Here is a 24,331-nt window from a genome sequence, read left to right on the forward strand (position 1 = left end):
CAGTTCTGCAATGTCGGTGTTTACCCCGCTTGAGCGCCATGAGCTCGAGGACTTTCTTGCCCCCTATGGCCTGGGTCGCTTGCGCGACTTCCAGGGCATAGCGGCGGGCAGCGAGAACAGCAACTTCTTCGTCAGCCTGGAACGTGGCGAATTCGTTCTGACCCTGATCGAACGCGGCCCCAGCAGCGATCTGCCGTTCTTTATCGAACTGCTCGACGTGCTGCATGACGCCGGCTTGCCCGTGCCCTACGCCCTGCGCACCGACAGCGGGGAGGCCCTGCGCAGCCTGGCGGAAAAGCCGGCACTGCTGCAGCCACGCCTGGCCGGCCAGCATGTGCACGAGGCCAACCCGCACCACTGCCAGGAAGTGGGCAGGCTGCTGGCGCACATTCACCTGGCCACCCGCGGCCAGGTCCTGGAGCGCCAGAGCGACCGCGGCCTGGACTGGATGCTGGCCGAGGGGCCGAGCCTGGCCCTGCAGTTGCCGGACAACCAGCTGCCGCTGCTGCGTGATGCCCTGGCGGAAATCCATGCGCTCAAGCCGCGGATTCTGGCTCTGCCACGGGCCAACCTGCATGCCGACCTGTTCCGCGACAACGTGCTGTTCGACGGCAACCACCTGAGCGGGGTGATCGACTTCTATAACGCCTGCTCGGGGCCGATGCTCTACGACCTGGCGATTGCCCTGAACGATTGGTGCTCTTGCGCAGACGGCAGTCTCGACGGCAAACGCGCTCAGGCGCTGCTGGGTGCCTATGCGGCGCTGCGGCCGTTTACCGCGGCAGAGGCCGAGTTGTGGCCAGCCATGCTGCGCATCGCCTGCGTGCGCTTCTGGCTGTCACGCCTGATCGCCGCACAATCCTTCGCCGGCCAGCAGGTGCTGATCCACGATCCGAACGAGTTCCAGCGGCGTCTGGCCGAGCGCCAACAGGTGGAGCTGGCGCTGCCGTTCGCCTTCTAGGAAGTGGCGCTGATTACAGCGCCTCCAGACAGCCCGCCAGCTCATTCGCCAGGTTTTCCAGCAGAGCCTCATAGCCGTTGGCATCCACGGGCAATGCGCCGCCCATGGCGTCCAGTTCGGCCAGGGTGACCGGCAGACCAGCGCTCAGGGTTTGCGCCAGGCGTGGGCGAAATGGCGGCTCACTGAAAACGCAGGTCGGCCCGGTTTGTTGCAGACGTTTACGCATGGCGGCGACGTGCTGGGCACCTGGCTGCACTTCACCGAGTACGCTGAGCACCCCGGCGTGCTTGAGGCCATAGGCCGCCTCGAAGTAGTCGTAGGCTTCGTGGAAGACGAAGTAAGGCTTGCCGGCCAAGCCGTTCAGACGCGTTTTCAGCCGCTGATCCAATGCATCCAGGCGCTTGCCGAACGCCTCGGCATTGGCCTGGTAACGCGCGGCATTGTCGGGGTCAGCCAGCGCCAGGTCGGCGGCGATCTTGCCGGCGATCACCCGGGCATTGGCCGGCTGCAACCAGAGGTGAGCGTCCAGGCTGCCGGGGCGGTGCGCATGGTCATGCTGGTCGGCATCTGCGTGGTCATCCTGATGCTCGGCATGTTGCCCTTGGCTATCGCCAAAATGGCGCAAGGACATACCCGGCACATCCTGCACGGCCACGCTCGGCTTGTCGCGACCAGCCAGTACCCGCGGCAGAAAGCTTTCCAGATCCGGACCGATCCAGTACAGCAGGCCGGCATTGCGCACGCTGCGCACATCGGAGGGGCGCAGCGCATAGTGGTGCGGCGAAGCGCCCGGCGGTAGCAGTACATCGGGCTGGCCGACGCCATCCTGCACGGCAGCGGCAATCAACTGCAGCGGCTTGATGCTGGTCAGCACCCGCACATCGGCTTGAACCGCGAAACTCAGAGGAAAAGTGATCAACAACAGGCCTAAAGCCGGAAAAAGACGCGACACGGGGAGCACTCAAGCAGGAAGGAACGGGTAATATAATAACGTCTCTCGCCTTATTCGTCGTTGCCCATGACCCAAGCGCCTCTGGCTTCACGCCCACACGACCATTCCCACTGCGTCAGCCATGCCCTGGCCGAAGCGGAAAGCCTCTGCACGCGCCAGGGTTTGCGCCTGACCGCTCTGCGCAAGCGCGTGCTGGAGCTGGTCTGGGCCAGCCACAAGCCGCTGGGGGCCTACGATATTCTCGGCGTATTGAGCGATGAAGATGGCCGCCGCGCCGCACCGCCGACCGTCTACCGCGCCCTGGATTTCCTTCTGGAAAACGGCCTGGTGCACCGGATTTCCTCGCTCAACGCCTTTGTCGGCTGCAGCCACCCGGAGCACGCCCATCAGGGCCAGTTCCTGATCTGCCGCAGCTGCCACGCCGCCATCGAACTGGAACAGCCGGCGATCAGCGAGGCGATTGTCGCCAGCGCCGCGGCGGTGGGTTTTGCCGTGGAAGGCCAGACCGTGGAAGTGGTCGGTCTGTGTGCCGGCTGCCGGGAGTCGCTATGAGCGATGCGTTGATCCGTCTCGCCGGTATTGGCGTGACCTTCGCCGGGCAGAAGGTGCTGCAGGACGTGCAACTGCGCGTCAAGCCGGGGGAAATCGTCACCCTGATCGGCCCCAACGGGGCCGGCAAGACCACCCTGGTGCGCGCCGTACTCGGCCTGCTCAAGCCCGATAGCGGCAGCGTCTGGCGCAAGCCCAGGCTGCGCATCGGCTATATGCCGCAGAAGCTGCATGTGGATGCCACCCTGCCGCTCTCGGTGCTGCGTTTTCTCCGCCTGGTCCCCAGCGTGAAGCGCGAACAGGCCCTGGCGGCGCTGGCCGAAGTGGGGGCCGAACAGGTGATCGACAGCCCGCTGCAGAGCATCTCCGGCGGGGAACTGCAGCGCGTGCTGCTGGCCCGGGCACTGCTGCGCGAGCCCGAGCTCCTGGTGCTCGACGAACCGGTGCAGGGCGTCGACGTCAGCGGCCAGGCCGAGCTGTACCGACTTATCACCCAGCTGCGCGACCGCCATGGCTGCGGCGTGCTGATGGTCTCCCACGACCTGCATCTGGTGATGAGCACCACCGACCAGGTGGTCTGCCTGAACCGCCACGTCTGCTGCTCCGGCCACCCCGAGCAGGTCAGTTTCGACCCGGCCTTCGTCGAGCTGTTCGGCCAGGATGCCAAGAGCCTGGCGATCTACACCCACCATCACGACCACGAACACGACCTGCATGGCGCGGTGGTCGGGGAAACACCCACCGGCCTGAGCATCAAGGGCCCGGTCAAACCCCATGTCCACGGAGACGACTGCAAGCATGGCTGATTTCCTGCTCAACGCCCTGCTTGCCGGCCTGGCGCTGGCCCTGGTCGCAGGCCCCCTGGGCTCCTTCGTGGTGTGGCGGCGCATGGCCTATTTCGGCGACACCCTGTCCCACGCCGCCCTGCTCGGCGTCGCCCTCGGCCTGATGCTCGACGTCAGCCCGACCCTGGCGGTGACCGTGGGCTGCGTGCTGCTGGCGGTGCTGCTGGTGACCCTGCAGAGCCGCCAACCCCTGGCCTCCGACACATTGCTCGGGATTCTGGCCCACAGCACATTGTCCCTCGGCCTGGTGGTGCTGAGCTTTATGCGCGATGTACGCATCGACCTGATGGGCTACCTGTTTGGCGACCTGCTGGCCGTCGGCCCCACTGATCTGGCCTGGATCATCGGCGGCAGCGCCCTGGTGCTGGTGCTGCTGGCGCTGCTCTGGCGGCCGTTGCTGGCGATTACCGTGCATGAGGAGCTGGCCAAGGTCGAAGGCCTGCCGGTGGCGGCGATTCGCCTGAGCCTGATGCTGCTGATCGCCGTGGTGATCGCCGTGGCCATGAAGATAGTCGGGGTGCTGCTGATCACCTCGCTGCTGATCATTCCCGCCGCCGCCGCCCAGCGCCATGCGCGCACTCCGGAGCAGATGGCCTTCGGTGCCAGCCTGCTGGGAATAGTCGCGGTATGCGGCGGGCTCAGCCTGTCGTGGTTCCAGGACACCCCGGCCGGGCCGTCCATCGTGGTGTCCGCCGCCAGCCTGTTTCTGCTGAGCTTTGCCCTGCCCCGACGCACGGCCTGAAAGATTGGTTCTGCCCGATTCGGCCGTGTAAACTTGCGCGTTTTTTGCACAATGCGGGGCCAGGCGCTCGCCCTGGTTCTCGTTCCGGCCGGCTGACCGCGCCCGCTCATCAGCCCACAGGGTTGACCACGCGGGACAAGCGCATCGGCAGGCTTGCCCGATCGCGTCCATGGACGCTGGCCAGACGGCCTCGGACAGACGCGAAACTAATGCAATTTAGCTATAACCATAGGTCTACAAAGATTTTTGCGGCCTAAACAGCGCCGGGTAGACTACGCAACCTCTGCGCCTACCCGGCCGTTCAAGCAAACCCAAAAGGTTTAACCCGTGATCAACTTCCACCAGGTGCACAAGGCGTATCGCGTCAGTGGCCAGGATATTCCCGCCCTGCGGCCCACCGACCTGCAGATCGGCCGTGGCGAAGTGTTCGGCATCATCGGCCACTCCGGTGCCGGCAAGAGCACCCTGCTGCGCCTGATCAACCGTCTGGAAACGCCTTCCGGCGGGCGTATCGAGATCGACGGCGAAGAGGTCACCGCCCTCGACGCGGCCGGCCTGCGCCGTTTCCGCCAGCGGGTCGGGATGATCTTCCAGCACTTCAACCTCCTGTCCTCGAAGACCGTCGCCGACAACGTCGCCCTGCCGCTGAAACTGGCCGGCGAGCTGTCGCGCAGCGCCATCAACACCCGCGTCGCCGAGTTGCTGGCACGGGTTGGCCTGCAGGATCACGCCAATAAATACCCCGCACAGCTCTCCGGCGGGCAGAAACAGCGCGTCGGCATCGCCCGCGCCCTGGCCACCGAGCCGAAGATCCTGCTGTGCGACGAGGCCACCAGCGCCCTCGACCCGCAGACCACCGCCTCGGTGCTGCAGTTGCTGGCCGAGATCAACCGCGAGCTGGGCCTGACCATCGTGCTGATCACCCACGAGATGGACGTGATCCGCCGGGTTTGCGACCGCGTGGCGGTGATGGATGCCGGCAGCATTGTCGAGCTGGGCCCGGTGGCCCAGGTCTTTCTGCACCCGCAACATGCCACCACCAAGCGCTTCGTCCAGGAGGCCGAGCAGGTCGACGAAAACGAGCAGCATGACGATTTCGCCCATGTGCAGGGCCGCATCCTGCGCCTGACCTTCCAGGGCGAGGCCACCTATGCGCCGCTGCTGGGCAGCGTGGCGCGGGAAACCGGAGTGGATTACAGCATCCTGGCCGGGCGTATCGACCGCATCAAGGACACCCCCTACGGCCAGCTGACCCTGGCCCTGACCGGCGGCGACCTCGACGCCGCCCAGGCGCGCTTTGCCGCCGCCGACGTGCACCTGGAGGTGTTGCGCTGATGGACGCCCTACTGACCCGTCTGCTGCCGAACGTCGATTGGGCGGAAATCGGCTACGCCAGCCTCGACACCCTGAGCATGCTCGGCGGCTCGCTGCTGTTCACCGTGATCCTCGGTCTGCCCCTGGGGGTGCTGCTGTTCCTTACCGGCCCACGGCAGATGTTCGAGCAGAAGGCCCTCTACGGCGGCTTGTCGCTGCTGGTGAACATTCTGCGTTCGGTGCCTTTCGTGATCCTGCTGATCCTGATGATCCCCTTCACCGTGCTGGTCACCGGCACCTCGCTGGGGGTCGCCGGGGCCATTCCGCCGCTGGTGGTGGGGGCCACGCCGTTCTTCGCACGGCTGGTGGAAACCGCCCTGCGCGAGGTGGACCGCGGCATTATCGAAGCGACCCAGGCCATGGGGGCGAGCACCCGCCAGATCGTGTTCAACGCCCTGCTGCCCGAGGCGCTGCCGGGCATCTTTGCCGCCGTGACGGTCACCGCCATCACCCTGGTGTCCTACACCGCCATGAGCGGCCTGATCGGCGGCGGCGGCCTGGGCGATCTGGCGGTGCGTTACGGCTATCAGCGTTATCAGCCGGACGTGATGGCGGTGACGGTGATTCTGCTGCTGGTGCTGGTGCAGATCCTGCAAAGCGTCGGCGACCGGCTGGTGGTGCACTTTTCCCGCAAATAGATTTTTTGACGTGTGCGGCTACCGACCGCCCAACCCCTATTCAACAAGGAGCTTTATGATGAAAAAACTGATCGCTGCAGTCGCTGCCCTGGCAGCCTTCTCCGCCCAGGCCGAAAGCCTGAGCGTGGCGGCCACTGCCGTCCCCCACGCGGAAATCCTCGAGTTCGTCAAACCGGCCCTGGCCGCCGAGGGCGTTGAGCTGAACATCAAGGTCTTCACCGACTACGTGCAGCCCAACGTGCAGGTCGCCGAGAAGCGCCTGGATGCCAACTTCTTCCAGCACCAGCCGTACCTGGATGAGTTCAACAAGAGCCGCGGCACCGAGCTGAGCAGCGTTGCCGGCGTGCACGTCGAGCCCTTCGGTGCCTACTCCAGCCAGCACAAGAGCCTGGCCGACCTGCCCCAGGGTGCCAACGTGGTCATCCCCAACGACGCCACCAACGGCGGCCGTGCCCTGCTGCTGCTGCAGAAGGCCGGGGTGATCACCCTCAAGCCGGAAGCGGGCATCCTCGCCACGCCCAAGGACATTGTGGAAAACCCCAAAGCCATCAAGGTGCGTGAGCTGGAAGCGGCCACCCTGCCGCGGGTGCTGACCCAGGTCGATCTGGCGCTGATCAACACCAACTACGCCCTGGAAGCCAAGCTCAACCCGACCCAGGATGCCCTGGTGATCGAAGGCAGCGACTCGCCCTACGTCAACATCCTGGTGGCGCGCCCGGACAACAAGGACAGCGCCGCCATGCAAAAGCTGGCCAAGGCCCTGAACAGCGCCGAGGTGAAGGCCTTTATCGCCGAGAAGTATCAGGGTGCCGTGGTTCCGGCGTTCTAAGCCGAACACTCGCGTTACGCTACAGAGAGCCCGCCCCGTGCGGGCTTTTTGTTGCCGGCGAGTTTATGGCACGCGCACCCGCTGCCAGCAGGCAGTCGAGCAGGCATTCCAGGGCCGGCTGGCGCTGGGCGCGGCGCAGTATCGCCACCAGCTCGCGGTGGAAGGTCAGCTCGCCCAGTTCGATCACCCGCAACTGCGTCGGCCGCTGCAGCCACAGGCCGGCCCGGGGAATCAGCGATACGCCCAGGCCGCACTCGACCATGCGCACGATGGCTTCCAGCTCGTCCAGCTCCAGCGCTTCCTGCACGTTCAGGCGCTGCTCGCGGAGAAACTGGCTGACCCGCCGGCCGCCGAAGGAGCGCCGGTCGTAACGCACGAAGGGTTGCTCGGCGAGGATCTGCAGCGGGTCGTCCGCGCTCACCGCGAGCGGGGTGATCAGCACGAAAGGCTCGCGGGCCAGGCTGATCTGCAACAACTCCTTGGGCAGCTCGAAGGGTGGCTTGATCAGCAGCGCCAGGTCCAGCTCACCGGCATCGATCTGGCTCAGCAGGTTCAGCGACACCCCCGGTACCAGCTTCAGCTCGACCCGCGGGGCGGCCGTGCGAAACGGCGGCAGCGCCTCGGGCAATAGGCCGGTTTGCACCGTGGCAATCGCGCCGACCTTCAGCTCGCCCCGCCACTCGGCTGCCGCGGTGGGCAGGGCCATCTGCCCATAGAGCCCGAGCATCTGCTCCGCCAGGGGCAGGGCATGCCGGCCGGCGGCATTGAGTACCGCCGAGCGTCCACTGCGGTCGAACAGCCGCACACCCAGGCCCTGCTCCAGCACGCGCATCTGCGCACTTACCGCCGACTGAGTCAGGCCGACCTGCTGGCCGGCCGCGGCGAAGGTGCCATGGCGGGCCACCGCCACAAAGGTTTTCAACTCACGCAGCATCGAGGCCCCGACTGATCGATTTTATTTGTGCTTGCGAGCAAGAATATTCGCTTTTAATCAGTATCGCTGCTGCTGAGAATCGACAGACCGCAATTCCAAGGAGTCACCCTATGGCACTCGCCCCGTTTCACCTGGCTATTCCCGTATACGACCTGGCGGCCGCACGGCACTTCTATGGCGAAGTGTTCGGCTGCGCCGAGGGCCGCAGCAGCGCGCAGTGGGTGGACTTCGACTTCTTCGGCCATCAACTGGTGATCCACCAGGCCCCGAAAATGGCCTACCAGCAGGATGCCCACAGCAACCCGGTGGACGGCCACGACGTACCGGTGCCGCATTTCGGTGTGGTGCTGGGCTGGGACGATTGGCAAGCCCTGGCGACGCGGCTAAAGGCCAAAGGCACCCAATTCGTGATCGAGCCCTACGTGCGCTTCGCCGGCCAGGTCGGCGAGCAGGCCACCTTGTTCCTGCTCGACCCCTGCGGCAACGCCCTGGAGTTCAAGGCGTTCAAGGATATCGGCCAGTTATTCGCCAAGTAGCGGACTATGGACGCTCAAGCAACCCAGGCAGCTGCGCCGCCAGCTTGGCGTTGTTGATGGGCGCGCGGATAAAGCCGCGCTGGGTACCATCCGGACCGATGATCACCAGGTTGCCGCTGTGGTCGACGGTGTAGTTTTCCTTGCTGGTGTCAGCCGGGATATAGGGGATGCTGACCGCATTGGCGAGTTTCTGCAGGGTTGCCTCCTCGCCGGTCAGGCCGATAAAGCCGGCGTCAAAGTAATCCAGGTACTTTTTCAGCTGCTCCGGGGTGTCCCGGTTGGGGTCGACCGTGACCAGCACGATCCGCAGCTTGCTCAGGGTTTCCGGCGGTAACTGGCCCTGCAATTGGCGCAGCTGGGCGAGGGTCGCCGGGCAGATATCCGGGCAGAAGGTGTAACCGAAGAACAACAGACTCCACTGATCCTTGAGCTGGTCGACCGCCACGGCCTGACCGTCCTGATTGGTCAGGCTCAGCTCCGGCAGTTTGCGGCTCTGCGGCAACAGGACGATACCGGCATCGAGCAATACCGTGGGATCGCCCTGGCCTTTAGCGTTCAGAACCTTGTTGACCGTCAGGCCGAGGACGAGCGCCACAATGGCAACGAGAACAAAAACGGTGATCTGGGTTCGGGTCATGGCACCAACAATTACAGGTTGAGCAGCAGGTAGTGGTCGACCAGCAGGGCGATAAACAGCGCAAACAGGTACCAGATACTGTACTTGAAGGTGTTGATCGCGGCGTGCGGTTTGCTGTCACGGTACAGCACCCAGGACCAGTGCAGGAAGCGCGCGCCCAGGCCGATGGCGCAGACCAGGTAGAGCAGGCCGCTCATATGGATGGCGTAGGGCAGCAGGGTGACGGCGAACATCACGCAGGTGTAGAGCAGGATGTGCACCTTGGTGTAGTGCTCGCCATGGGTCACCGGCAGCATGGGGATATCGGCCTTGGCGTACTCGTCCTTGCGGTGAATGGCCAGGGCCCAGAAGTGCGGCGGGGTCCAGGCGAAGATGATCAGCACCAGCAGCAGCGGCTCGGCACTGATATGCCCGGTCACGGCTACCCAGCCGAGCAGCGGCGGTGCCGCCCCGGCCAGCCCACCAATGACGATATTCTGCGGCGTGGCGCGCTTGAGAAAGCCGGTATAGATGACCGCGTAACCGAGCAGCGAGGCCAGGGTCAGCCAAGCTGCCAGTTCGTTGGTAAAGGTCAGCAGCAGCGCCATTCCGACTACCGCCAACAGCAGGGCAAAGCCCAGCGCCGCGACGGGGGACACCCGGCCGCTGGTGACCGGCCGCTTGAGGGTGCGCGCCATGATCGAGTCGATACGCCGATCCACCACATGATTGACCGCCGCGGCCGCGCCGGCGCACAGGCCAATGCCCAGGTTGCCAAAGATCAGCACCTGCCAGGCCACACCCGCCCGGGTGGCGAGAAACATGCCGACCAAGGAGGTGATCAGCATCAGCACCACCACCTTGGGCTTGGTCAACTCCAGATAGTCGCGCCAGGTGGCGTGGGCTTGCTGTTCACGCAATAGAGTAGCCATCGGGTCTCTCCTTGATTTTTCTTGTTATTTGCCTGGCAACAGGGCAAGGCCAGCTTGCGCGCCTGTCACCTGGGATGCCAGCGCTACGGCACTGCGCACCCGGTAATTGATCAGCACCAGGGTCAGCAGCAATATCGCCCCGCCGAGGTTGTGCGCCACCGCCACCAGCAGCGGCAGGTGGAAGACCACGTTGCTGATGCCCAGGCCGATCTGCAGCGCCAAAGCCAGCAGCAGCAGGCCGGCCAGGCGTGGCAGGCCATTGGCCCTGAGTCGCCAGGCCAGCAGCAGCAATACCAGGGTCAGCAGCAATGCGCCCAGGCGGTGGCTCATATGGATGGCGGTGCGCGCGTCGCTGTCGAGCTGGCCGCCCAGGTAGTTGGGGCCGATATGCTGGGTCAGGTGGAAACCGTTGGCGAAATCCATCGCCGGCCACCACTCGCCATGGCAGGTCGGCAGATCGACACAGGCCACCGCCGCGTAGTTGCTGCTGACCCAGCCGCCGAGAGCCACCTGGCCGACCACCAACAGCAGCGCCAGCGCCGCCAGGCTGCGCAGCCGCGCGGACAGATTGGGCATGAGCGCCGCCCTGCCGGATAGGCGCAAGGTCAGCAGGAACAGCATGCTGAGGGTGGCAAAACCGCCGAGCAGATGGGCCGTGACCACCTGCGGCCAGAGTTTCAGGGTCACCGTCCACATACCGAAGGCCGCCTGCAGGCATACCAGAGCCAGCAGGAACAGCGGCAGCTTCAACGGCTGCCCGGGCTCACCGCGGCGGCGCAGAGCCTGCACGGCCAAGCCGAGGATCACCAGGCCCAGGGCCCCAGCGAAATAACGATGGACCATCTCGTACCAGCCCTTGGCCACTTCCACCGGAGCCTCGGGGAAGCGCGCCTCGGCCAGCGTCTGCTTGTGCTCGCTCATGGGCACGCCGAGAAAGCCGTAGCAGCCAGGCCAATCCGGACAGCCGAGGCCAGCATGGGTCAGGCGGGTGTAGGCCCCGAGCATGACCACCACGACCGCCAGCAGGGTGGCGAACAGGGCAAAGCGGTAACCGGGTCTAGCCATCGATGGACTCCTTGTAGCGGCGTTAGCAGGGGTGGACACCAACAACGCGCCGATGGGTTAACCAATCTGCGAAATTTTCAGCAGATGGCGCAGATCGTTGAGAATCTCCTTGCCCTTGCTGGTAGCGTCGTAGCGCAGCACCAGATTGCCGTGGGGGTCGACTATCCAGAGTTGCGCGCCCTTGGCCTCGCCGGCGGTTTTGCCGTAGGCATCAAGCTCCAGCGGATAGCGCGTCAGTTGCGGGTATTCGCGCCGCAGCTGGGCGTCATACTCCGCGGTCAGGGGCTGGGCGACGGCCAGAGCATGGCTGGCGCGGGACACATCACGGTTCAGGCCGATATGGATCTGTCGGGCGAGAAACACCAGTTCCTTGCAGGCGCTGTCGCAGGCTTGCGGCACCGTCACCAGCAACTGCCAGCGGGTTTCCGTGGCGGCAGCGATGCCCAGGTCCGCGCGGCTCTGGCCGTTGCCGATCAGCTCGCCATGGTAGCTGCGGGTTTCCGGCACCCAGAAACGCCACTGATACATGGCGCTGGCGAGGATCATCGGGGCGATCACCACGGCGAGGATCAGGATCAACTGCAAACGCCCACGACGACGCTGTGCGGGCGGCACTTCAGGCAAGGCGTCAGGCAGAGCGGTGGCTGGGTTCATGGCGAGTCTCCCGCGCGTTAGATAGACCTAAATAGATAAACAGGCAGAGCAATGCCACCGCCAGGGCGAACCATTGCACGGCATATCCAAGGTGTTTGTCCGGGCTCATGGCCACCACCGGCCAGTCGACCTGGAATGAGGCGGGCCCGGGCTCCAGGCGCACCTCGTAGGCCAGACCGCCGCGGCCCAGCTGATGCCACAGAGTGTCGGGGCTGACCGTGCTGACCAGCCGCGGCCAGTCACTGCCGGGCGGGGCGGCCTGCAGATGCCAGGCCTCGCCCAGCGGCACATAGATCGAGGCCTGCAGATGCAGCGGCGTATCGGGCGTGGCAAAGGCCGGGGGGATGCGGCGATCCGGCCAGGGCAGCCAGCCGCGATTAAGCAGCAGCCACAGGCCGCTGGCCTGGTCATAGAAAGGTTGCAGCACCTCCACCCCGGCCTGGCCGCCACGGGTGCGGTTGTCCAGCAGCAGGCTGTGCCGTGCATCGAAGAAGCCCTGCAGCTGCACCCGCACATAGGCTGGATCGGGATAGCGCTCAAGTTCGCTGAGGCTCACGGGTGCGGCGCTTTGCTGGGCCTGATGGGCGGCCAGCAGCTCGCGCTTTTCCTCGGCGCGGGCCAGTTGCCAGAAACCCAGGGCAATCAGCCCGGGCAACAGCAACAGGACCAGAATGCTGGGCAGCAAACCGGGTCGAAAAGCGCTCATAACGCCCTCCCTGAAGGCCCGCCGAAGCTGGCTATACTGCACCTGCACCCCATTTGCTTCCCCCGGAGTTACGCATGCTCAAGGCCGCGATCATCCTGTTACTACTGGCTACTCTGGTCAGCTTATTCAGTGGCCTGTTCTTTCTGGTCAAGGATGAAGGTCAGACCTCCAGGGTGGTTAACGCACTGACGCTGCGCGTCAGCCTCACGGCCTTGACCATCGCCCTTATTGCCTGGGGCTTTTACACGGGCCAACTGGGTACAACTGTTACCTGGTAAGGCACGGAGCCGCGAGTGCGGCTCCGCAACCTGGCACAGGCATCACAGCACGTAAACGAACACGAACAGCCCCAGCCAAACCACATCGACAAAATGCCAATACCAGGCAGCGGCTTCGAAGCCGAAGTGCTGCTCGGCGCTGAAGTGTCCGCGCATTACCCGCACCAGCATCACCGTCAGCATGATCGCGCCGAAGGTCACGTGGGCCCCATGGAAGCCGGTGAGCATAAAGAAGGTCGCTCCGTAGATCCCGGAGCCAAGGGTCAGGCCCAGCTCAGTGTAGGCATGCACGTATTCCTCGGCCTGGAACACCAGGAACGCCGCACCGAGAATCAGGGTCAGCGCCAGCCAGAGGGTCAGCGGCTTGCGGTGATTCTTGCGCAGCGCGTGGTGGGCGAAGGTCAGGGTAAAGCTGGAGCTGACCAGCAGCACGGTATTGAGCAGCGGCAGGCCCCAGGCGCTGATGGTGCCACTCGGTGCAGGATAGAGCTTCGGATCAGGCGTGTTGAGCAACGGCCAGGTGTATTCGAAGCCTGGCCAGAGCATGTTGCTTACGCCTTTGTCGCCCTCGCCGCCGAGCCAGGGCCCGGCGAAGGTGCGCACATAGAACAGCACGCCGAAGAAGGCGGCGAAGAACATCACCTCGGAGAAGATAAACCAGCTCATGCCCCAGCGGAACGAGCGGTCCATCTGCGGGCTGTACATGCCGGAGCGGCTTTCCTTGATCACGTTGCCGAACCAGCCGAACAGCATATAGGCGAGGAACAGGCCGCCGACAAAGAAGATCAGCGGGCCATTGGAGCCCTCGCGATTGGCCGAAAGATCGTTGAACCAGGTGCCGACCCCGTACAGCGAGATCAGCAGGCCGAGGGTAGCGATGATCGGCCACTTGCTCTGCGCCGGAACATAATAGTTTTCGTGACTCTCGTGACTCGACATTGTTGTTCTCCTTATGGAGTCGCCCGGGTAAGGGTCGCCTGTGCCACCGGCGGCTTGCGCGCGGTGATATCGAACAAGGTGTAGGCCAGGGTCAGGTGGCGTACATCGGCCGGCAAGTCTCTATCGACGATAAAACGTACCGGCATTTCGATGCGTTCGCCTGGCTGCAGAACCTGCTGGGTAAAGCAGAAGCACTCGGTCTTGTGGAAGAAGGCGGCGGCCTTGGACGGCGCAACGCTGGGGATCGCCTGGGCGGACATCGGCTTGTCGGTAGGGTTGTAGGCCACATAGAGCATTTCGGTGCTCTGGCCGGGGTGCACCGTCACCTCATCGGCCAACGGGCGGAATTCCCAGACCATGTCGGCGGCGTTGGTCGCGAGAAACTGCACGCGTACCTGGCGCAATGCATCCACACCTTGTTCCCCTGCCTCGTAGGCACCCGCGGTCTTGCCGTTGATGCCGAAGGCCTGACACATCACGTCGTAGATCGGCACCAGGGCGAAACCGAAGCCGAACATCGCCACCACCACCAATGACAGGCGGATAACCAGGCGACGAGTCGTCAGGGTTTCGCTCATGGCCGCGGCTCCTTACTTCACGTCCGGCGGGGTCTGGAAGGTGTGGTAGGGCGCGGGCGACGGCACCGTCCACTCCAACCCTTCGGCACCATCCCAAGGCTTATTCCCAGCCGCTTTGCCACCACGGATGCACTTGATGACGATAAACAGGAACAACAACTGGGTCGCGCCGAACATAAAGGCACCGATGCTCGAGACCATGTTGAAGTTGGCGAACATCATGTTGTAGTCCGGGATGCGCCGCGGCATGCCGGCCAGGCCGACGAAGTGCATCGGGAAGAACGCCATGTTCATGCCGACGAAGCTCATCCAGAAATGCAGCTTGCCGAGGGTTTCGTCGTACATGTGCCCGGTCCACTTCGGCAGCCAGTAATAGGCCGAGGCGAAGATGCCGAAGATCGCCCCCGGCACCAGCACGTAGTGGAAGTGCGCTACCACGAAGTAGGTGTCGTGGTACTGGAAGTCCGCCGGGGCGATGGCCAGCATCAGGCCGGAGAAGCCGCCGATGGTGAACAGGATGACGAACGCCACGGAGAACAGCATCGGCGTCTCGAAGGTCATCGATCCGCGCCACATGGTGCTGGCCCAGTTGAAAACCTTCACCCCGGTCGGCACGGCGATCAGCATGGTCGCGTACATGAAGAACAGCTCGCCGGTCAGCGGAATGCCGACGGTGAACATGTGGTGCGCCCAGACGATGAACGAGAGGAAGGCGATGGACGCCGTGGCGTAGACCATCGAGGTGTAGCCGAACAGCGGCTTGCGGGCGAAGGCCGGGATGATCGAACTGACCGCGCCGAAGGCCGGCAGGATCATGATGTACACCTCGGGATGGCCGAAGAACCAGAACACGTGCTGGAACAGCACCGGGTCACCACCACCGGCGGCGCTGAAGAAGCTGGTACCGAAGTGCACGTCCATCAGCATCATGGTCACGCAACCGGCCAGCACCGGCATCACCGCGATCAGCAGGAAGGCGGTGATCAGCCAGGTCCAGACGAACAGCGGCATCTTCATCAGGGTCATGCCGGGGGCACGCAGGTTGAGGATGGTGGCGACCACGTTGATCGCGCCCATGATCGAACTGATGCCCATCAGGTGCACGGCGAAGATAAAGAAGGTCACCGACTCCGGTGCGTAGGTGGTGGACAGCGGCGCGTAGAAGGTCCAGCCGAAGTTGGGCCCGCCGCCTTCCATGAACAGGGTACTGACCAGCAGACTGAAGGCCGCCGGCAGCAGCCAGAAGCTGAAGTTGTTCATCCGCGGCAGGGCCATGTCCGGCGCGCCGATCATCAGCGGGATCATCCAGTTGGCCAGGCCGACGAAGGCCGGCATGACCGCGCCGAAGACCATGATCAGGCCGTGCATGGTGGTCATCTGGTTGAAGAACTCGGGCTGCACGATCTGCAGGCCCGGCTGGAACAGCTCGGCACGAATCACCATGGCCATGCTGCCGCCAAGGAGGAACATGGCGAAGCTGAACCACAGGTACATGGTGCCGATGTCTTTGTGATTGGTGGTCAACACCCAGCGCATCAGGCCCTTGGCCGGGCCGTGGTGATGGTCATGTCCGGCATGACCGTGGCCAGCATGGCCCGGATCGATCACTGCACTCATGTCCCTTACTCCTGAGCCTGTTTGAAGGCAACGATGTCCTGTGGAGTGACCATGTCACCGACCTTGTTACCCCAGGCGTTGCGTTCGTAGGTGATGATGGCGGCCAGATCGACTTCCGAGAGTTGCTTGCCGAAGGCGGCCATGGCGGTTCCTGGCTTGCCGTTGACCACAATGTTGATATGGTCCGCAGCCGGGCCGGTGGCGATGGCCGAGCCCTTGAGCGCCGGGAACATCGGCGGCAGGCCTTCGCCGGTGGGCTGGTGGCAGGCGGCGCAGGCAGTGACATAGGCCTTCTCGCCGCGTGCCATCAGCTCCTCCATCGTCCATTGCTTGCTGGTCAGCTCGCGCTCGGCGGCCGCGGCCTGCTTGCGTTCGGCCAGCCAGGCGACGTAGTCCTCTTGCGACTTGGCCTCGACCACCACCGGCATAAAGCCGTGGTCCTTGCCGCATAGCTCGGTGCACTGACCGCGGTAGATGCCGGGTTCGTCGATACGCGTCCAGGATTCGTTGACGAAGCCTGGAATGGCGTCTTTCTTCACCGCCAACGCGGGCACCCACCAGGAGTGAATGACGTCGGCGGAGGTGATCAGGAAGCGCACCTTGGTACCGACCGGCACCACCAGAGGTTCATCGACCTCAAGCAGATAGTTCTCGCCTTTCTCGGCCTTGTTATTGATCTGCTCTCTGGGCGTTGTCAGGTTGCTGAAGAACTCGACATCCTGGCCCAAATACTTGTAGTGCCACTTCCACTGATAGCCGGTCACCTGGATATCCAGTTCGGATTCCGAGCTGTCGTAGATCTCGATCAGGGTCTTGGTAGCCGGTATGGCCATTACAACCAGAATGGCCAGGGGGACCACGGTCCAGAGAATCTCGACTGTGGTGCTTTCGTGGAAGTGTGCGGGTTTGTGGCCGGTGGAGCGGCGGTGGACGAGCATCGACCAGAACATGGCACCAAACACGATCACGCCGATAACGACGCAGATCCAGAAGATGGTCATGTGCAAGTCGAATACTGAGCGGCTGACCTCGGTAGCACCGGGCATCATGTTGACACCCCAGCCGGCGTAAGCCGAGCTGAATACCAGCCACAACAGGAGGCCCATCCAGACTCGTGGATGTCGCATCATTGCGGGTTCCCCTTATGATTCTTGTTATCCCGCCGAATAGGCCAGCGGCCAAGGTCTCGGGCGTTCAAAAGAGTACGAACGCCAACCCGCCCTATCCATGCCGAGGTTTATCCGGTGTTATCAGGTACTGCCTTTCGAGATCGAGTATAGACACGGACCCGCACCTGGCAACGCGGAAACAGAAATGAATCGCCTGGCCGCGCCATGGGCAGACGGCCACTGCGACGGCGGCAGGGACCCTTGAATGGAGCCTGCTATATAGCGGACTCGCATAAGTATTTAATAATTATGACAATCGAGTCTTAGCCACGCTGCTCAGCCAGCTATGGTTCACGCCCATGTCCTTTTTTCGGAGCCGTCATGAATATTGCTGCCTTAAACGAACTGATCGAACGTGCGCATCAGCACGAAGCCAGTACCGGTCAGCTGGCCGCGCAGATGCACGCCCAACTGGAACGTCTGCATCCCTCCATTCGCGTACCAAGCGACGATAGTTCGGGGGTGCTACAGGGTTTTGTCAGCGCCTATATTGGCCAGGTGCCCGAGGTTCTGCAGGCGGCCAATCAGGTGGCGCGCGAGGCCGGCATCGAGGCGCAGATCAAGCCGGTGCTCAAGGTCGCCGAACAGTTCTTCCTGCAGCCGCCAGCGCTGATGGCCGGCCACGAAGGTCTCGATGGCTTGCTCGACGAGGCCTATCTGGCCCACCGCTTGGTCGAGGAGGTCAATGATCGTTACATCGCCCACCTCGGCCAGCCGCTGATTCCGCTGGATACCACGGTGGCCAACCTGATCGCCCATCAGCTGATCGGCGAGCCCTTCGCCAACCAGCTGGACGAAGCCGTGCAGCATGCGGTGGAGGGCATGCTCGATGACGCCAGCTTTGCCCAGGACTCGGTGCAGGCCTACCGCGAACGCCTGAGCGACCCGCAGACCGAGGCGGCCTGGCAGCGCTGGCCGTGCCTGTCGCAGCAGCTGGGGCTGGAGTTGCAGCTGGATGAGTCGCGCGCGGCCGGTTAAGCAGGATTGCCCGCAGTATGCGCTGAGCCCCCGCGCAGTCGCGCAGCAAAGGGGCACTCAAGGATCAAGGCCGTAGCATGGGTGGCAACCCATCAATCGCGGCGATGGGTTGTCACCTAAGCGGCCCACTCATCCTGGGGTTACTGTGGCGCTCCCTCATCCGGCGCTTCGCGCCACCTGCATTCGGTACATCCCTGTACCTCACCCTGCGGGCGGCTTGCGCCGTGCCAATCGGCAATCCTGCCGATTGGTCTCCCGGGGGGAGAAGGCTAATAGGGAGGGCGTCGTTGCGCGGGGCGCAGGTTAGCTGGGCAGATAGCGTGGGCGCGGCGTGGCCATGGGCAGCGGACCGTCACCGATCTGGCGGAATGCGCCCTGCTCGGCGTCGTAGGCCTTGATTTCGCTGGTCTCGATGTCGTAAACCCAGCCGTGGATAAACAGCTGGCCGCAGGCCAGACGCGAGGCCACCGAGGGGTGGGTGCGCAGGTGATCGAGCTGGGCCACCACATTCTCTTCGGTAAGGATGCCGAGGGTGGTGTGATCGGCGCAGCCACAGTTGTCCGCCACCACCGTCTTGGCCACTTCGGCATGACGCAGCCAGGCCTTGACCGTGGGCATGCGTTCCAGGGTTTGCGGATCGAGCACCGCCTTCATCGCGCCGCAATCGGAATGCCCGCAGATGATGATGTGCTGCACGCCGAGGGCCATCACCGCGTACTCGATGGCGGTGGACACCCCCCCCATCATCTGCCCGTAGGGCGGCACCACATTGCCGACGTTGCGGGTGACGAACAGATCGCCCGGGTCGCTCTGGGTGATCAGCTCGGGGACAATGCGCGAGTCGGCGCAGGTGATAAACATGGCCCGTGGCGTCTGCTGGTGGGCGAGTTTCTTGAACAGCGCCTGCTGTTGCGGAAACACCTCCTGACGAAAACGCTGGAAGCCCTCAACGATATGTTGCAGTGCCTCTTGCGCGCTCTCCGCCGGGCTGCTGGTCTGTTGCTGTTGCTTATCCATAGGGCCAACCTCGAAAGCTGCACGCATCTAAATATTGTCGGCTCGGCACCCATTGCGAACCGCGTTAATACCGGCTCATACAGGACTCCTCAGGAGGCGGCCGAGTCACAGCTGTCGACAGTCTGCTCCGCGCTGATTACAGCCAGAGCACTGCTCTCAGAGCAGGCTCAGCTGCGCCCCCGGCGGGCAGAACTGCGAGCAGTCCAGGCCCTGGGTATCACGGAGGTCCAGGCCGAGCTTACGGCTGGCCAGGCGAAAGCGCTGGGCCAGCAACTCGGCGAACGGGCCTTCGCCCCGCATGCGGCTGCCGAAGCGGCTGTCGTAGTTCTTGCCGCCGCGCGACTGGCGGATCAGGCTCATGACATGCTCGGCGCGCTCGGGAAAGTGCGCCTGCAGCCACCCCTCGAATAATTCCGCGATCTCCAGCGGCAGGCGCAGCAGCACGTAACTGGCGGAGCGCGCACCGGCATCGCGAGCGGCCTCAAGCAGGTGTTCCAGCTCCATGTCGTTGATCATCGGGATCATCGGCGCGCAGATCACGCTGACCGGCACGCCGGCCTCGTGCAGCGTGCGCATGGCGCGCAAGCGCGCCCCCGGCGATGCGGCGCGCGGCTCCATGATGCGTTTCAGTTCATCGTCGAGGGTGGTCAGGCTGAAGGCCACACTGACCAGGCGCTGACTGGCCAGCTCGCCGAGCAGGTCGAGGTCACGCAGGATCAGCGAGCCCTTGGTGATGATGTGCAACGGATGCTTGTGGCGCAGGAGAATTTCCAGAGCCTGGCGGGTCAGGCGCTGCTCGCGCTCGATCGGTTGATAGGCGTCGGTGTTGATGCCCAGGGCGATCGGCTGCGGCACATAGCCGGGCTTTTGCAGTTCTTCCTCGAGGCGGCTGGCCAGATTGGTCTTGGCGATCAGCCTGGTTTCAAAGTCGATACCCGGCGACATATCCCAATAGGCATGACTGGGCCGAGCGAAGCAGTAGATGCAGCCATGCTCGCAACCCCGATAGGGGTTCACCGAACGGTCGAAACCGACATCCGGCGAGCTGTTGCGGCTGATCACCGTCTTCGCCAGCTCGCTGCGCACCTCGGTGGCGCGGGACGGCGGCGTCTCGTCCTGAAACCAGCCGTCGTCCTCCGCTAGCGAGCGAGTCGGGGCAAAGCGGTTATGCGGGTTGCTGGCGGTGCCGCGACCGCGTGGAGGCAGGGAAATAGGCATGGGAGAACCTCAGCATGATACTGTTTGAATATACAGTATCATGCTGAGATGTTCACATCGGTCCGCCTCTGGTACCCGCGACCATGACTGCGACCACATCATGCTCCACACGCAGGCTCGGCAGCCTGCTGACGACTACCTCAAGGTTACGTCCGATGATGGTGATGGTAGGGCCAGGAGTGCACCAGTGCCGGATCGACAGTGGCGGGCATGGGAGCGGCCAACTCTTCCAGATGAGCGATCACATCGCCGGGCTTGATCACGAGCAAGTCGGTATCGAGGCTGTCCAGAATCATCTCGGCGGTATTGCCGACTAACGCACCGGCCAATCCGCGCCGGCCTACATCACCCACTACGGTGACGACGGCCCTGAGCTTGTGTGCCACCTTTGGAATCAGCAGCTCGGCTGGGCCCTCTTCAATATGCAGTTGCGGGTCGTCGATGCCGAATTCTTTCTGGAAGGTGGTGCACTCCGCCCGATAGAAGGCCGCAAGGCTATCCTTGAGCTGAAAGACAGGGTCAGCCGCGGCAAGCGTAGGGAAGGGGTGGGCACTCATCAGGTGCAAGGTGCCACCCATCAGCCGAGCTATATCGTAACCGTGGCTGACAATGCCGGCCTGGAGCAGACGGTGCTGGACGTCCGTATTTCCTACGTCGATTGCAGCCAGGATGATCCCGCCAGGCCAGGGGATTGCGTTTTTCACGATCAGCACCGGACAGGCGCAGTCGCGCAGCAGTTTCCAATCATCCGGAGTGAGGATGGTCTTGAGCAGCGGGTTGTCGGGGCGGTGTTGCTTGATCACCAGGCCACAGCCTTCGGCGGCAGCGACTGTGATGGTGGTGTTGGCCGGGCAGCCATGCCAGGCATGCTGAGCCGTGATGCTGAAGCCTTGGGCGGTTAGTTCCGCTTCGAGGGTTTCGAGGAGGGAGGTATGGTTAAGCTGTTTATCGCAAATCAGTAGATGCAGGTGCGAGCGAGTGGCGCTTGCGATCATCTTGGCTTTATCAAGGAGTGGCTCCTGATCTTGATCGGGGTCCACCACGACCAAGGTTTTGCGAATGTTGTGCATGATAGCTCTCCTGCACGAAAAGTAGCTGCGGGCATGGCCAGGGAAGTTCGCCGTTGGCACCTGTTGCTCCGTGCGGGGAGGCCGAAACATACAGCTAACTCCTTCGATCTCTAGGGCACACTCACCGCGTGCATGCACCCTCGTGCTAAAGCCCCCTACAAATTCATCCAGCTCATATCGAGTGGAGTGAATCGCCCCCTGGCGTTTGGCAAATACGGCCATTAGCGTGGGGGCGTCTGTATTAGCCGACCCCAGAGCGCATGCAACATCTTTCAATGCATGGTTGAGCTGAACTCACGCCGCTGCTTCCATGGCTCGCGCCGTGCTCGGGTTTTGGCAACCACGTCACCATGGAGGTACCCGGCAGATACGGGGAAACACGGGTGGCAAATCCCAGTTGCTAAGTATGGAAGGTGGGGGAACGGAGGTCGGGTCACTGGTCGGCTGAGTTAGTCGATTAAAACGTAAGCAGGTGAGCCGACAGCACCGAACGGCTGATGAGGCAGCCACAGCCACCCCCACCCGTGCACTTAAGCGCCAGACGACAGCCAGGAAGCGAGCGCTGCGCTGACTCGCTTGGCTTTTTATGGCCCGCCATCCCTGGCGGCCACCCTACGGGCCGTCGCTGTGCGACGTTAAAAATGACTCCCGGCTATTTTTTCAGCTTGGGATTGGGGAAAAACTGCACAGCCTGCACCTTGGGGTCGGCGGCCTTGGGTTTCAGGGCGCTGATATTGACCCGGGTCGGCAGCTCACGGGGCACCGAGTTGCCGCGCTCGTCGAGGGTGTCGGCATAGCCGCAGGCCACGCATTCGCGGTGCGGCACGCCGGCCTCGTCCCACATCTGGATCTTGTCCATCTCGCTGCACGCCGGGCATACGGCCCCGGCGATAAAGCGTCGCTTGCTCACCTTGGGCGCGTCGCTCATGCCGCCTCCTGGCTCAGGCCGAGGTGGCGCAGCAGTGGGTCAATGCTCGGCTCACGGCCGCGGAAATCGACGAACAGCTGCATCGGCTCCTGCGAACCGCCGCGAGCGAGGATCGCCTCGCGGAAGGCGCGGCCGGTGTCGCGGTTGAACACGCCCTCTTCCTCGAACCGGGAAAACGCATCGGCCGAGAGCACTTCGGCCCATTTGTAGCTGTAGTAACCGGCCGCGTAACCGCCGGAGAAGATATGCGCAAAGCTGTTGGGGAAGCGATTGTAGGCCGGCGGGCGCAGCACCGAGACCTCGTTGCGGATGCCTTCGAGCACCTCCAGCACGCTGCGACCGTCGCCGTGGGTGGCGTGCAGTTCGAAGTCGAACAGGCTGAATTCGATCTGCCGCACCATCATCAGGCCGGACTGGAAATTCTTCGCCGCCAGCATCTTGTCCAGCAGGTCCTGCGGCAGCGGCTCGCCGGTCTCATGGTGGCCGGAGATCAGCGCCAGGCCCTCGGGTTCCCAGCACCAGTTCTCCATAAACTGGCTCGGCAGCTCCACCGCATCCCAGGCCACGCCGTTGATCCCGGACGCGCCGGCATGCTCGACGCGGGTGAGCAGGTGATGCAGGCCGTGGCCGAATTCGTGGAACAGGGTGGTGACTTCGTCGTGGGTCAGCAGTGCCGGCTTGTCGCCCACCGCCGGGGTGAAATTGCACACCAGGTTGGCCACCGGGCTGATCAGCTTGCCATCGGCGTCGCGGCGCTTGTCGCGCGCGCCGTCCATCCAGGCACCGCCGCGCTTGTTGGCGCGGGCGTAGAGGTCGAAGAAGAAGCGCCCGACGTGCGCACCGTTCTCCTTGATCTCGAACAGGCGCACGTCCGGATGCCAGCTGTCGAAACCGCTCAATTCCTCGATCTGGATGCCGTAGAGCTGCTCGACTATGGCGAACAGGCCGCTGAGTACCTTGTCCACCGGGAAGTAGGCACGAAGGATTTCCTGGGAAATGCTGTAGCGCTGCTCGCGCAGCTTCTCGCTGTAGTAACCGACATCCCAGCTTTGCAGATCAGCGCAGCCCTGTTCGGCGGCGAAGGCCTGCAGCTCGCGCAGGTCCTGCTCGGCAAACGGCTTGCCGCGCACCCCAAGGTCGCGCAAGAAGTGCAGTACCTGATCGGTGGTCTCGGCCATCTTGCTGGCCAGGCTCAGCTCGGCGTAATTGGCGAAGCCCAGCAGCTTGGCCAGCTCCTGACGCAGGGCGAGGATTTCCAGCATCAGCGGGCCATTATCGTACTTCCCGGCATTCGGCCCCTGATCGGAGGCGCGGGTGCAGTAGGCGGCGTAGACCTCTTCGCGCAGCGCGCGGTCGTCAGCGTAGGTCATCACCGCGAAGTAGCTAGGGAACTCCAGGCTGATCAGCCAGCCGTCCAGGCCTTTGGCCTCGGCGGCCTGCTTCATCTGCGCCTTGGCCGAATCGGTCAACCCGGCCAGGGCCGCTTCATCGGTTACCTGCTTGGTCCAGGCCTGGGTGGCGTCGAGCAACTGGTTGGAAAACTTGCTGGCCAGCTCCGAGAGTTTCATCTGCACCGCGCCGTAACGCTGTTGCTCGGCCTCCGGCAGGTCGATACCGGACAGGCGGAAATCGCGCAGGGCGTGTTCCAGGATGGTCTTCTGCGCCACCTCGAAGCCTTCGGCTTCCGGGCTGCTTGCCAGGGCCTCGTAGGCCTGGAACAGCGCGCGGTTCTGTCCCAGTTCGGTGGCATATTCCGACAGCTTGGGCAGACAGGCCTCGTAGGCAGCACGCAACTCGGCGTTGTTGCACACCGCATTGAGGTGGCTAACCGGGCTCCAGGCGCGGCCCAGGCGCGCATTCAACTCGTCGAGGACCAGCACCAGCCCTTTCCAGCTCAGTGTGCCAGACTGTTGCTTGAGCAACTCGGTAATTGCCTTGCGATTGTCGGCAAGAATTGCGTCCACCGCCGGCTCCACATGCTCGGGGCGAATAGCGGAATAGGGCGGCAGATCGAAGGCTTGCAGCAGAGGATTAGTGGCAGTCACTACGGGTCACCTGTAACGAAATGGGTTGGCAGCCATGCCCCGGTGGCCGCAAAGCGCTTCCGGTGACTGGCTTGAGTGAACAAAAGCCGGGGCAAAAATCGCGGCAATGTTCTGAACATGGGTGCCATCTTAATTACAATCAAGGCTAGGCGCAGCTTAAG

The 24,331-nt window shown here is 63.6% G+C and carries 26 protein-coding genes; 10 read left to right on the forward strand and 16 right to left on the reverse strand.

Annotated features, from left to right (window positions below; genetic code table 11):
• The first annotated feature begins 10 nt into the window (after nucleotides 1-10).
• Nucleotides 11-961, forward strand: coding sequence for a homoserine kinase (locus tag WMW70_RS18145; RefSeq protein ID WP_341438862.1), 951 nt, complete (start codon nucleotides 11-13; stop codon nucleotides 959-961).
• A 13-nt stretch (nucleotides 962-974) separates the two neighbouring features.
• Here the strand turns inward: WMW70_RS18145 and WMW70_RS18150 are convergent, their stop codons facing one another.
• Entirely contained in the window at nucleotides 975-1,913 is a 939-nt protein-coding gene (locus WMW70_RS18150) for a zinc ABC transporter substrate-binding protein (protein ID WP_445942163.1), read from the reverse strand.
• Between the two features lie 66 nt (nucleotides 1,914-1,979).
• On the opposite strand from WMW70_RS18150, the gene WMW70_RS18155 reads away from it, so the two are divergent.
• From WMW70_RS18155 to WMW70_RS18180, 6 genes are all read left to right on the forward strand, one after another.
• Nucleotides 1,980-2,465 carry a Fur family transcriptional regulator gene (locus tag WMW70_RS18155; protein WP_341438863.1) on the forward strand — a complete coding sequence of 162 codons (486 nt, stop codon included), beginning with the start codon at nucleotides 1,980-1,982 and terminating at the stop codon, nucleotides 2,463-2,465.
• On the forward strand, nucleotides 2,462-3,268 hold the full coding sequence (znuC, locus tag WMW70_RS18160) for a zinc ABC transporter ATP-binding protein ZnuC (protein WP_341438864.1): 807 nt from the start codon (nucleotides 2,462-2,464) through the stop codon (nucleotides 3,266-3,268). The genes WMW70_RS18155 and znuC overlap by 4 nt, the downstream gene beginning before the upstream one ends.
• Entirely contained in the window at nucleotides 3,261-4,049 is a 789-nt protein-coding gene (gene znuB, locus WMW70_RS18165) for a zinc ABC transporter permease subunit ZnuB (RefSeq protein ID WP_341438865.1), read from the forward strand. Before znuC ends, znuB begins: the two co-directional genes overlap by 8 nt.
• Nucleotides 4,050-4,376: 327 nt before the next feature.
• Nucleotides 4,377-5,384: a methionine ABC transporter ATP-binding protein gene (locus WMW70_RS18170; RefSeq protein WP_341438866.1), complete on the forward strand. Its 1,008-nt coding sequence runs from the start codon at nucleotides 4,377-4,379 to the stop codon at nucleotides 5,382-5,384.
• Entirely contained in the window at nucleotides 5,384-6,061 is a 678-nt protein-coding gene (locus WMW70_RS18175) for a methionine ABC transporter permease (RefSeq protein ID WP_341438867.1), read from the forward strand. Before WMW70_RS18170 ends, WMW70_RS18175 begins: the two co-directional genes overlap by 1 nt.
• Nucleotides 6,062-6,119: 58 nt before the next feature.
• A complete protein-coding gene (locus WMW70_RS18180) occupies nucleotides 6,120-6,890 on the forward strand; it encodes a MetQ/NlpA family ABC transporter substrate-binding protein (protein ID WP_341438868.1) in 771 nt (256 codons plus the stop codon).
• Nucleotides 6,891-6,909: 19 nt separating this feature from the next.
• Here the strand turns inward: WMW70_RS18180 and WMW70_RS18185 are convergent, their stop codons facing one another.
• On the reverse strand, nucleotides 6,910-7,824 hold the full coding sequence (locus WMW70_RS18185) for a LysR family transcriptional regulator (RefSeq protein ID WP_341438869.1): 915 nt from the start codon (nucleotides 7,822-7,824) through the stop codon (nucleotides 6,910-6,912).
• 110 nt (nucleotides 7,825-7,934) lie between these two features.
• Between WMW70_RS18185 and WMW70_RS18190 the strand changes: the two genes are divergently transcribed.
• Nucleotides 7,935-8,360, forward strand: a complete 426-nt coding sequence (locus WMW70_RS18190) for a VOC family protein (RefSeq protein WP_341438870.1) — start codon at nucleotides 7,935-7,937, stop codon at nucleotides 8,358-8,360.
• 4 nt (nucleotides 8,361-8,364) lie between these two features.
• On the opposite strand, the gene WMW70_RS18195 is transcribed toward WMW70_RS18190, so the two are convergent.
• The 5 genes from WMW70_RS18195 to WMW70_RS18215 are packed head-to-tail and all read right to left on the reverse strand — an operon-like array spanning nucleotide 8,365 to nucleotide 12,333.
• On the reverse strand, nucleotides 8,365-8,997 hold the full coding sequence (locus WMW70_RS18195; RefSeq protein WP_341438871.1) for an SCO family protein: 633 nt from the start codon (nucleotides 8,995-8,997) through the stop codon (nucleotides 8,365-8,367).
• An 11-nt stretch (nucleotides 8,998-9,008) separates the two neighbouring features.
• On the reverse strand, nucleotides 9,009-9,908 hold the full coding sequence (gene cyoE, locus WMW70_RS18200; RefSeq protein ID WP_341438872.1) for a heme o synthase: 900 nt from the start codon (nucleotides 9,906-9,908) through the stop codon (nucleotides 9,009-9,011).
• A gap of 24 nt (nucleotides 9,909-9,932) precedes the next feature.
• Nucleotides 9,933-10,973: a COX15/CtaA family protein gene (locus tag WMW70_RS18205; RefSeq protein WP_341438873.1), complete on the reverse strand. Its 1,041-nt coding sequence runs from the start codon at nucleotides 10,971-10,973 to the stop codon at nucleotides 9,933-9,935.
• A gap of 57 nt (nucleotides 10,974-11,030) precedes the next feature.
• Nucleotides 11,031-11,627, reverse strand: coding sequence for a hypothetical protein (locus tag WMW70_RS18210; RefSeq protein ID WP_341438874.1), 597 nt, complete (start codon nucleotides 11,625-11,627; stop codon nucleotides 11,031-11,033).
• Entirely contained in the window at nucleotides 11,602-12,333 is a 732-nt protein-coding gene (locus WMW70_RS18215; protein ID WP_341438875.1) for an SURF1 family protein, read from the reverse strand. The genes WMW70_RS18210 and WMW70_RS18215 overlap by 26 nt, the downstream gene beginning before the upstream one ends.
• A gap of 74 nt (nucleotides 12,334-12,407) precedes the next feature.
• Between WMW70_RS18215 and WMW70_RS18220 the strand changes: the two genes are divergently transcribed.
• Nucleotides 12,408-12,611, forward strand: coding sequence for a twin transmembrane helix small protein (locus WMW70_RS18220; RefSeq protein ID WP_341438876.1), 204 nt, complete (start codon nucleotides 12,408-12,410; stop codon nucleotides 12,609-12,611).
• 42 nt (nucleotides 12,612-12,653) lie between these two features.
• Here WMW70_RS18220 and WMW70_RS18225 read toward each other — a convergent pair whose 3' ends face one another.
• The 4 genes from WMW70_RS18225 to coxB are packed head-to-tail and all read right to left on the reverse strand — an operon-like array spanning nucleotide 12,654 to nucleotide 16,875.
• Nucleotides 12,654-13,550, reverse strand: a complete 897-nt coding sequence (locus tag WMW70_RS18225; RefSeq protein WP_341438877.1) for a cytochrome c oxidase subunit 3 — start codon at nucleotides 13,548-13,550, stop codon at nucleotides 12,654-12,656.
• Nucleotides 13,551-13,561: 11 nt separating this feature from the next.
• Nucleotides 13,562-14,128, reverse strand: coding sequence for a cytochrome c oxidase assembly protein (locus WMW70_RS18230; protein WP_341438878.1), 567 nt, complete (start codon nucleotides 14,126-14,128; stop codon nucleotides 13,562-13,564).
• A gap of 12 nt (nucleotides 14,129-14,140) precedes the next feature.
• Nucleotides 14,141-15,745, reverse strand: coding sequence for a cytochrome c oxidase subunit I (gene ctaD, locus WMW70_RS18235; protein ID WP_341438879.1), 1,605 nt, complete (start codon nucleotides 15,743-15,745; stop codon nucleotides 14,141-14,143).
• 5 nt (nucleotides 15,746-15,750) lie between these two features.
• On the reverse strand, nucleotides 15,751-16,875 hold the full coding sequence (coxB, locus tag WMW70_RS18240) for a cytochrome c oxidase subunit II (RefSeq protein WP_341438880.1): 1,125 nt from the start codon (nucleotides 16,873-16,875) through the stop codon (nucleotides 15,751-15,753).
• A 360-nt stretch (nucleotides 16,876-17,235) separates the two neighbouring features.
• Here coxB and WMW70_RS18245 point away from each other — a divergent pair, with 360 nt between their 5' ends.
• The gene (locus WMW70_RS18245) at nucleotides 17,236-17,892 is read left to right on the forward strand and encodes a hypothetical protein (protein WP_341438881.1); all 657 of its coding nucleotides are present in this window, start codon (nucleotides 17,236-17,238) and stop codon (nucleotides 17,890-17,892) included.
• A 303-nt stretch (nucleotides 17,893-18,195) separates the two neighbouring features.
• On the opposite strand, the gene WMW70_RS18250 is transcribed toward WMW70_RS18245, so the two are convergent.
• From WMW70_RS18250 to prlC, 5 genes are all read right to left on the reverse strand, one after another.
• Nucleotides 18,196-18,909, reverse strand: coding sequence for a carbonic anhydrase (locus WMW70_RS18250; protein ID WP_325508907.1), 714 nt, complete (start codon nucleotides 18,907-18,909; stop codon nucleotides 18,196-18,198).
• Nucleotides 18,910-19,065: 156 nt separating this feature from the next.
• Nucleotides 19,066-20,127 carry a PA0069 family radical SAM protein gene (locus WMW70_RS18255; protein ID WP_341438882.1) on the reverse strand — a complete coding sequence of 354 codons (1,062 nt, stop codon included), beginning with the start codon at nucleotides 20,125-20,127 and terminating at the stop codon, nucleotides 19,066-19,068.
• Between the two features lie 146 nt (nucleotides 20,128-20,273).
• The gene (locus WMW70_RS18260) at nucleotides 20,274-21,197 is read right to left on the reverse strand and encodes a universal stress protein (RefSeq protein WP_341438883.1); all 924 of its coding nucleotides are present in this window, start codon (nucleotides 21,195-21,197) and stop codon (nucleotides 20,274-20,276) included.
• A gap of 652 nt (nucleotides 21,198-21,849) precedes the next feature.
• Nucleotides 21,850-22,125: a YheV family putative zinc ribbon protein gene (locus WMW70_RS18265; RefSeq protein ID WP_341438884.1), complete on the reverse strand. Its 276-nt coding sequence runs from the start codon at nucleotides 22,123-22,125 to the stop codon at nucleotides 21,850-21,852.
• Nucleotides 22,122-24,170, reverse strand: a complete 2,049-nt coding sequence (gene prlC, locus WMW70_RS18270; protein WP_341438885.1) for an oligopeptidase A — start codon at nucleotides 24,168-24,170, stop codon at nucleotides 22,122-22,124. Before prlC ends, WMW70_RS18265 begins: the two co-directional genes overlap by 4 nt.
• Nucleotides 24,171-24,331: the final 161 nt, after the last annotated feature.

The sequence above is a fragment of the Pseudomonas sp. XK-1 genome (genome assembly GCF_038069885.1).
Lineage (GTDB): Bacteria > Pseudomonadota > Gammaproteobacteria > Pseudomonadales > Pseudomonadaceae > Aquipseudomonas.

Coding starts and splice junctions, on each gene's coding strand:
- WMW70_RS18185 (WP_341438869.1), bottom strand. CDS start 7,824: ATGCTGCGTGAGTTGAAAACCTTTGTGGCGGTGGCCCGCCATGGCACC.
- WMW70_RS18155 (WP_341438863.1), top strand. CDS start 1,980: ATGACCCAAGCGCCTCTGGCTTCACGCCCACACGACCATTCCCACTGC.
- WMW70_RS18260 (WP_341438883.1), bottom strand. CDS start 21,197: ATGCACAACATTCGCAAAACCTTGGTCGTGGTGGACCCCGATCAAGAT.
- WMW70_RS18215 (WP_341438875.1), bottom strand. CDS start 12,333: ATGAGCGCTTTTCGACCCGGTTTGCTGCCCAGCATTCTGGTCCTGTTG.
- WMW70_RS18210 (WP_341438874.1), bottom strand. CDS start 11,627: ATGAACCCAGCCACCGCTCTGCCTGACGCCTTGCCTGAAGTGCCGCCC.
- coxB (WP_341438880.1), bottom strand. CDS start 16,875: ATGATGCGACATCCACGAGTCTGGATGGGCCTCCTGTTGTGGCTGGTA.
- WMW70_RS18230 (WP_341438878.1), bottom strand. CDS start 14,128: ATGAGCGAAACCCTGACGACTCGTCGCCTGGTTATCCGCCTGTCATTG.
- WMW70_RS18195 (WP_341438871.1), bottom strand. CDS start 8,997: ATGACCCGAACCCAGATCACCGTTTTTGTTCTCGTTGCCATTGTGGCG.
- WMW70_RS18255 (WP_341438882.1), bottom strand. CDS start 20,127: ATGCCTATTTCCCTGCCTCCACGCGGTCGCGGCACCGCCAGCAACCCG.
- WMW70_RS18245 (WP_341438881.1), top strand. CDS start 17,236: ATGAATATTGCTGCCTTAAACGAACTGATCGAACGTGCGCATCAGCAC.
- cyoE (WP_341438872.1), bottom strand. CDS start 9,908: ATGGCTACTCTATTGCGTGAACAGCAAGCCCACGCCACCTGGCGCGAC.
- WMW70_RS18190 (WP_341438870.1), top strand. CDS start 7,935: ATGGCACTCGCCCCGTTTCACCTGGCTATTCCCGTATACGACCTGGCG.
- WMW70_RS18250 (WP_325508907.1), bottom strand. CDS start 18,909: ATGGATAAGCAACAGCAACAGACCAGCAGCCCGGCGGAGAGCGCGCAA.
- znuB (WP_341438865.1), top strand. CDS start 3,261: ATGGCTGATTTCCTGCTCAACGCCCTGCTTGCCGGCCTGGCGCTGGCC.
- WMW70_RS18205 (WP_341438873.1), bottom strand. CDS start 10,973: ATGGCTAGACCCGGTTACCGCTTTGCCCTGTTCGCCACCCTGCTGGCG.
- WMW70_RS18145 (WP_341438862.1), top strand. CDS start 11: ATGTCGGTGTTTACCCCGCTTGAGCGCCATGAGCTCGAGGACTTTCTT.
- WMW70_RS18225 (WP_341438877.1), bottom strand. CDS start 13,550: ATGTCGAGTCACGAGAGTCACGAAAACTATTATGTTCCGGCGCAGAGC.
- WMW70_RS18180 (WP_341438868.1), top strand. CDS start 6,120: ATGAAAAAACTGATCGCTGCAGTCGCTGCCCTGGCAGCCTTCTCCGCC.
- znuC (WP_341438864.1), top strand. CDS start 2,462: ATGAGCGATGCGTTGATCCGTCTCGCCGGTATTGGCGTGACCTTCGCC.
- WMW70_RS18175 (WP_341438867.1), top strand. CDS start 5,384: ATGGACGCCCTACTGACCCGTCTGCTGCCGAACGTCGATTGGGCGGAA.
- ctaD (WP_341438879.1), bottom strand. CDS start 15,745: ATGAGTGCAGTGATCGATCCGGGCCATGCTGGCCACGGTCATGCCGGA.
- WMW70_RS18220 (WP_341438876.1), top strand. CDS start 12,408: ATGCTCAAGGCCGCGATCATCCTGTTACTACTGGCTACTCTGGTCAGC.
- WMW70_RS18265 (WP_341438884.1), bottom strand. CDS start 22,125: ATGAGCGACGCGCCCAAGGTGAGCAAGCGACGCTTTATCGCCGGGGCC.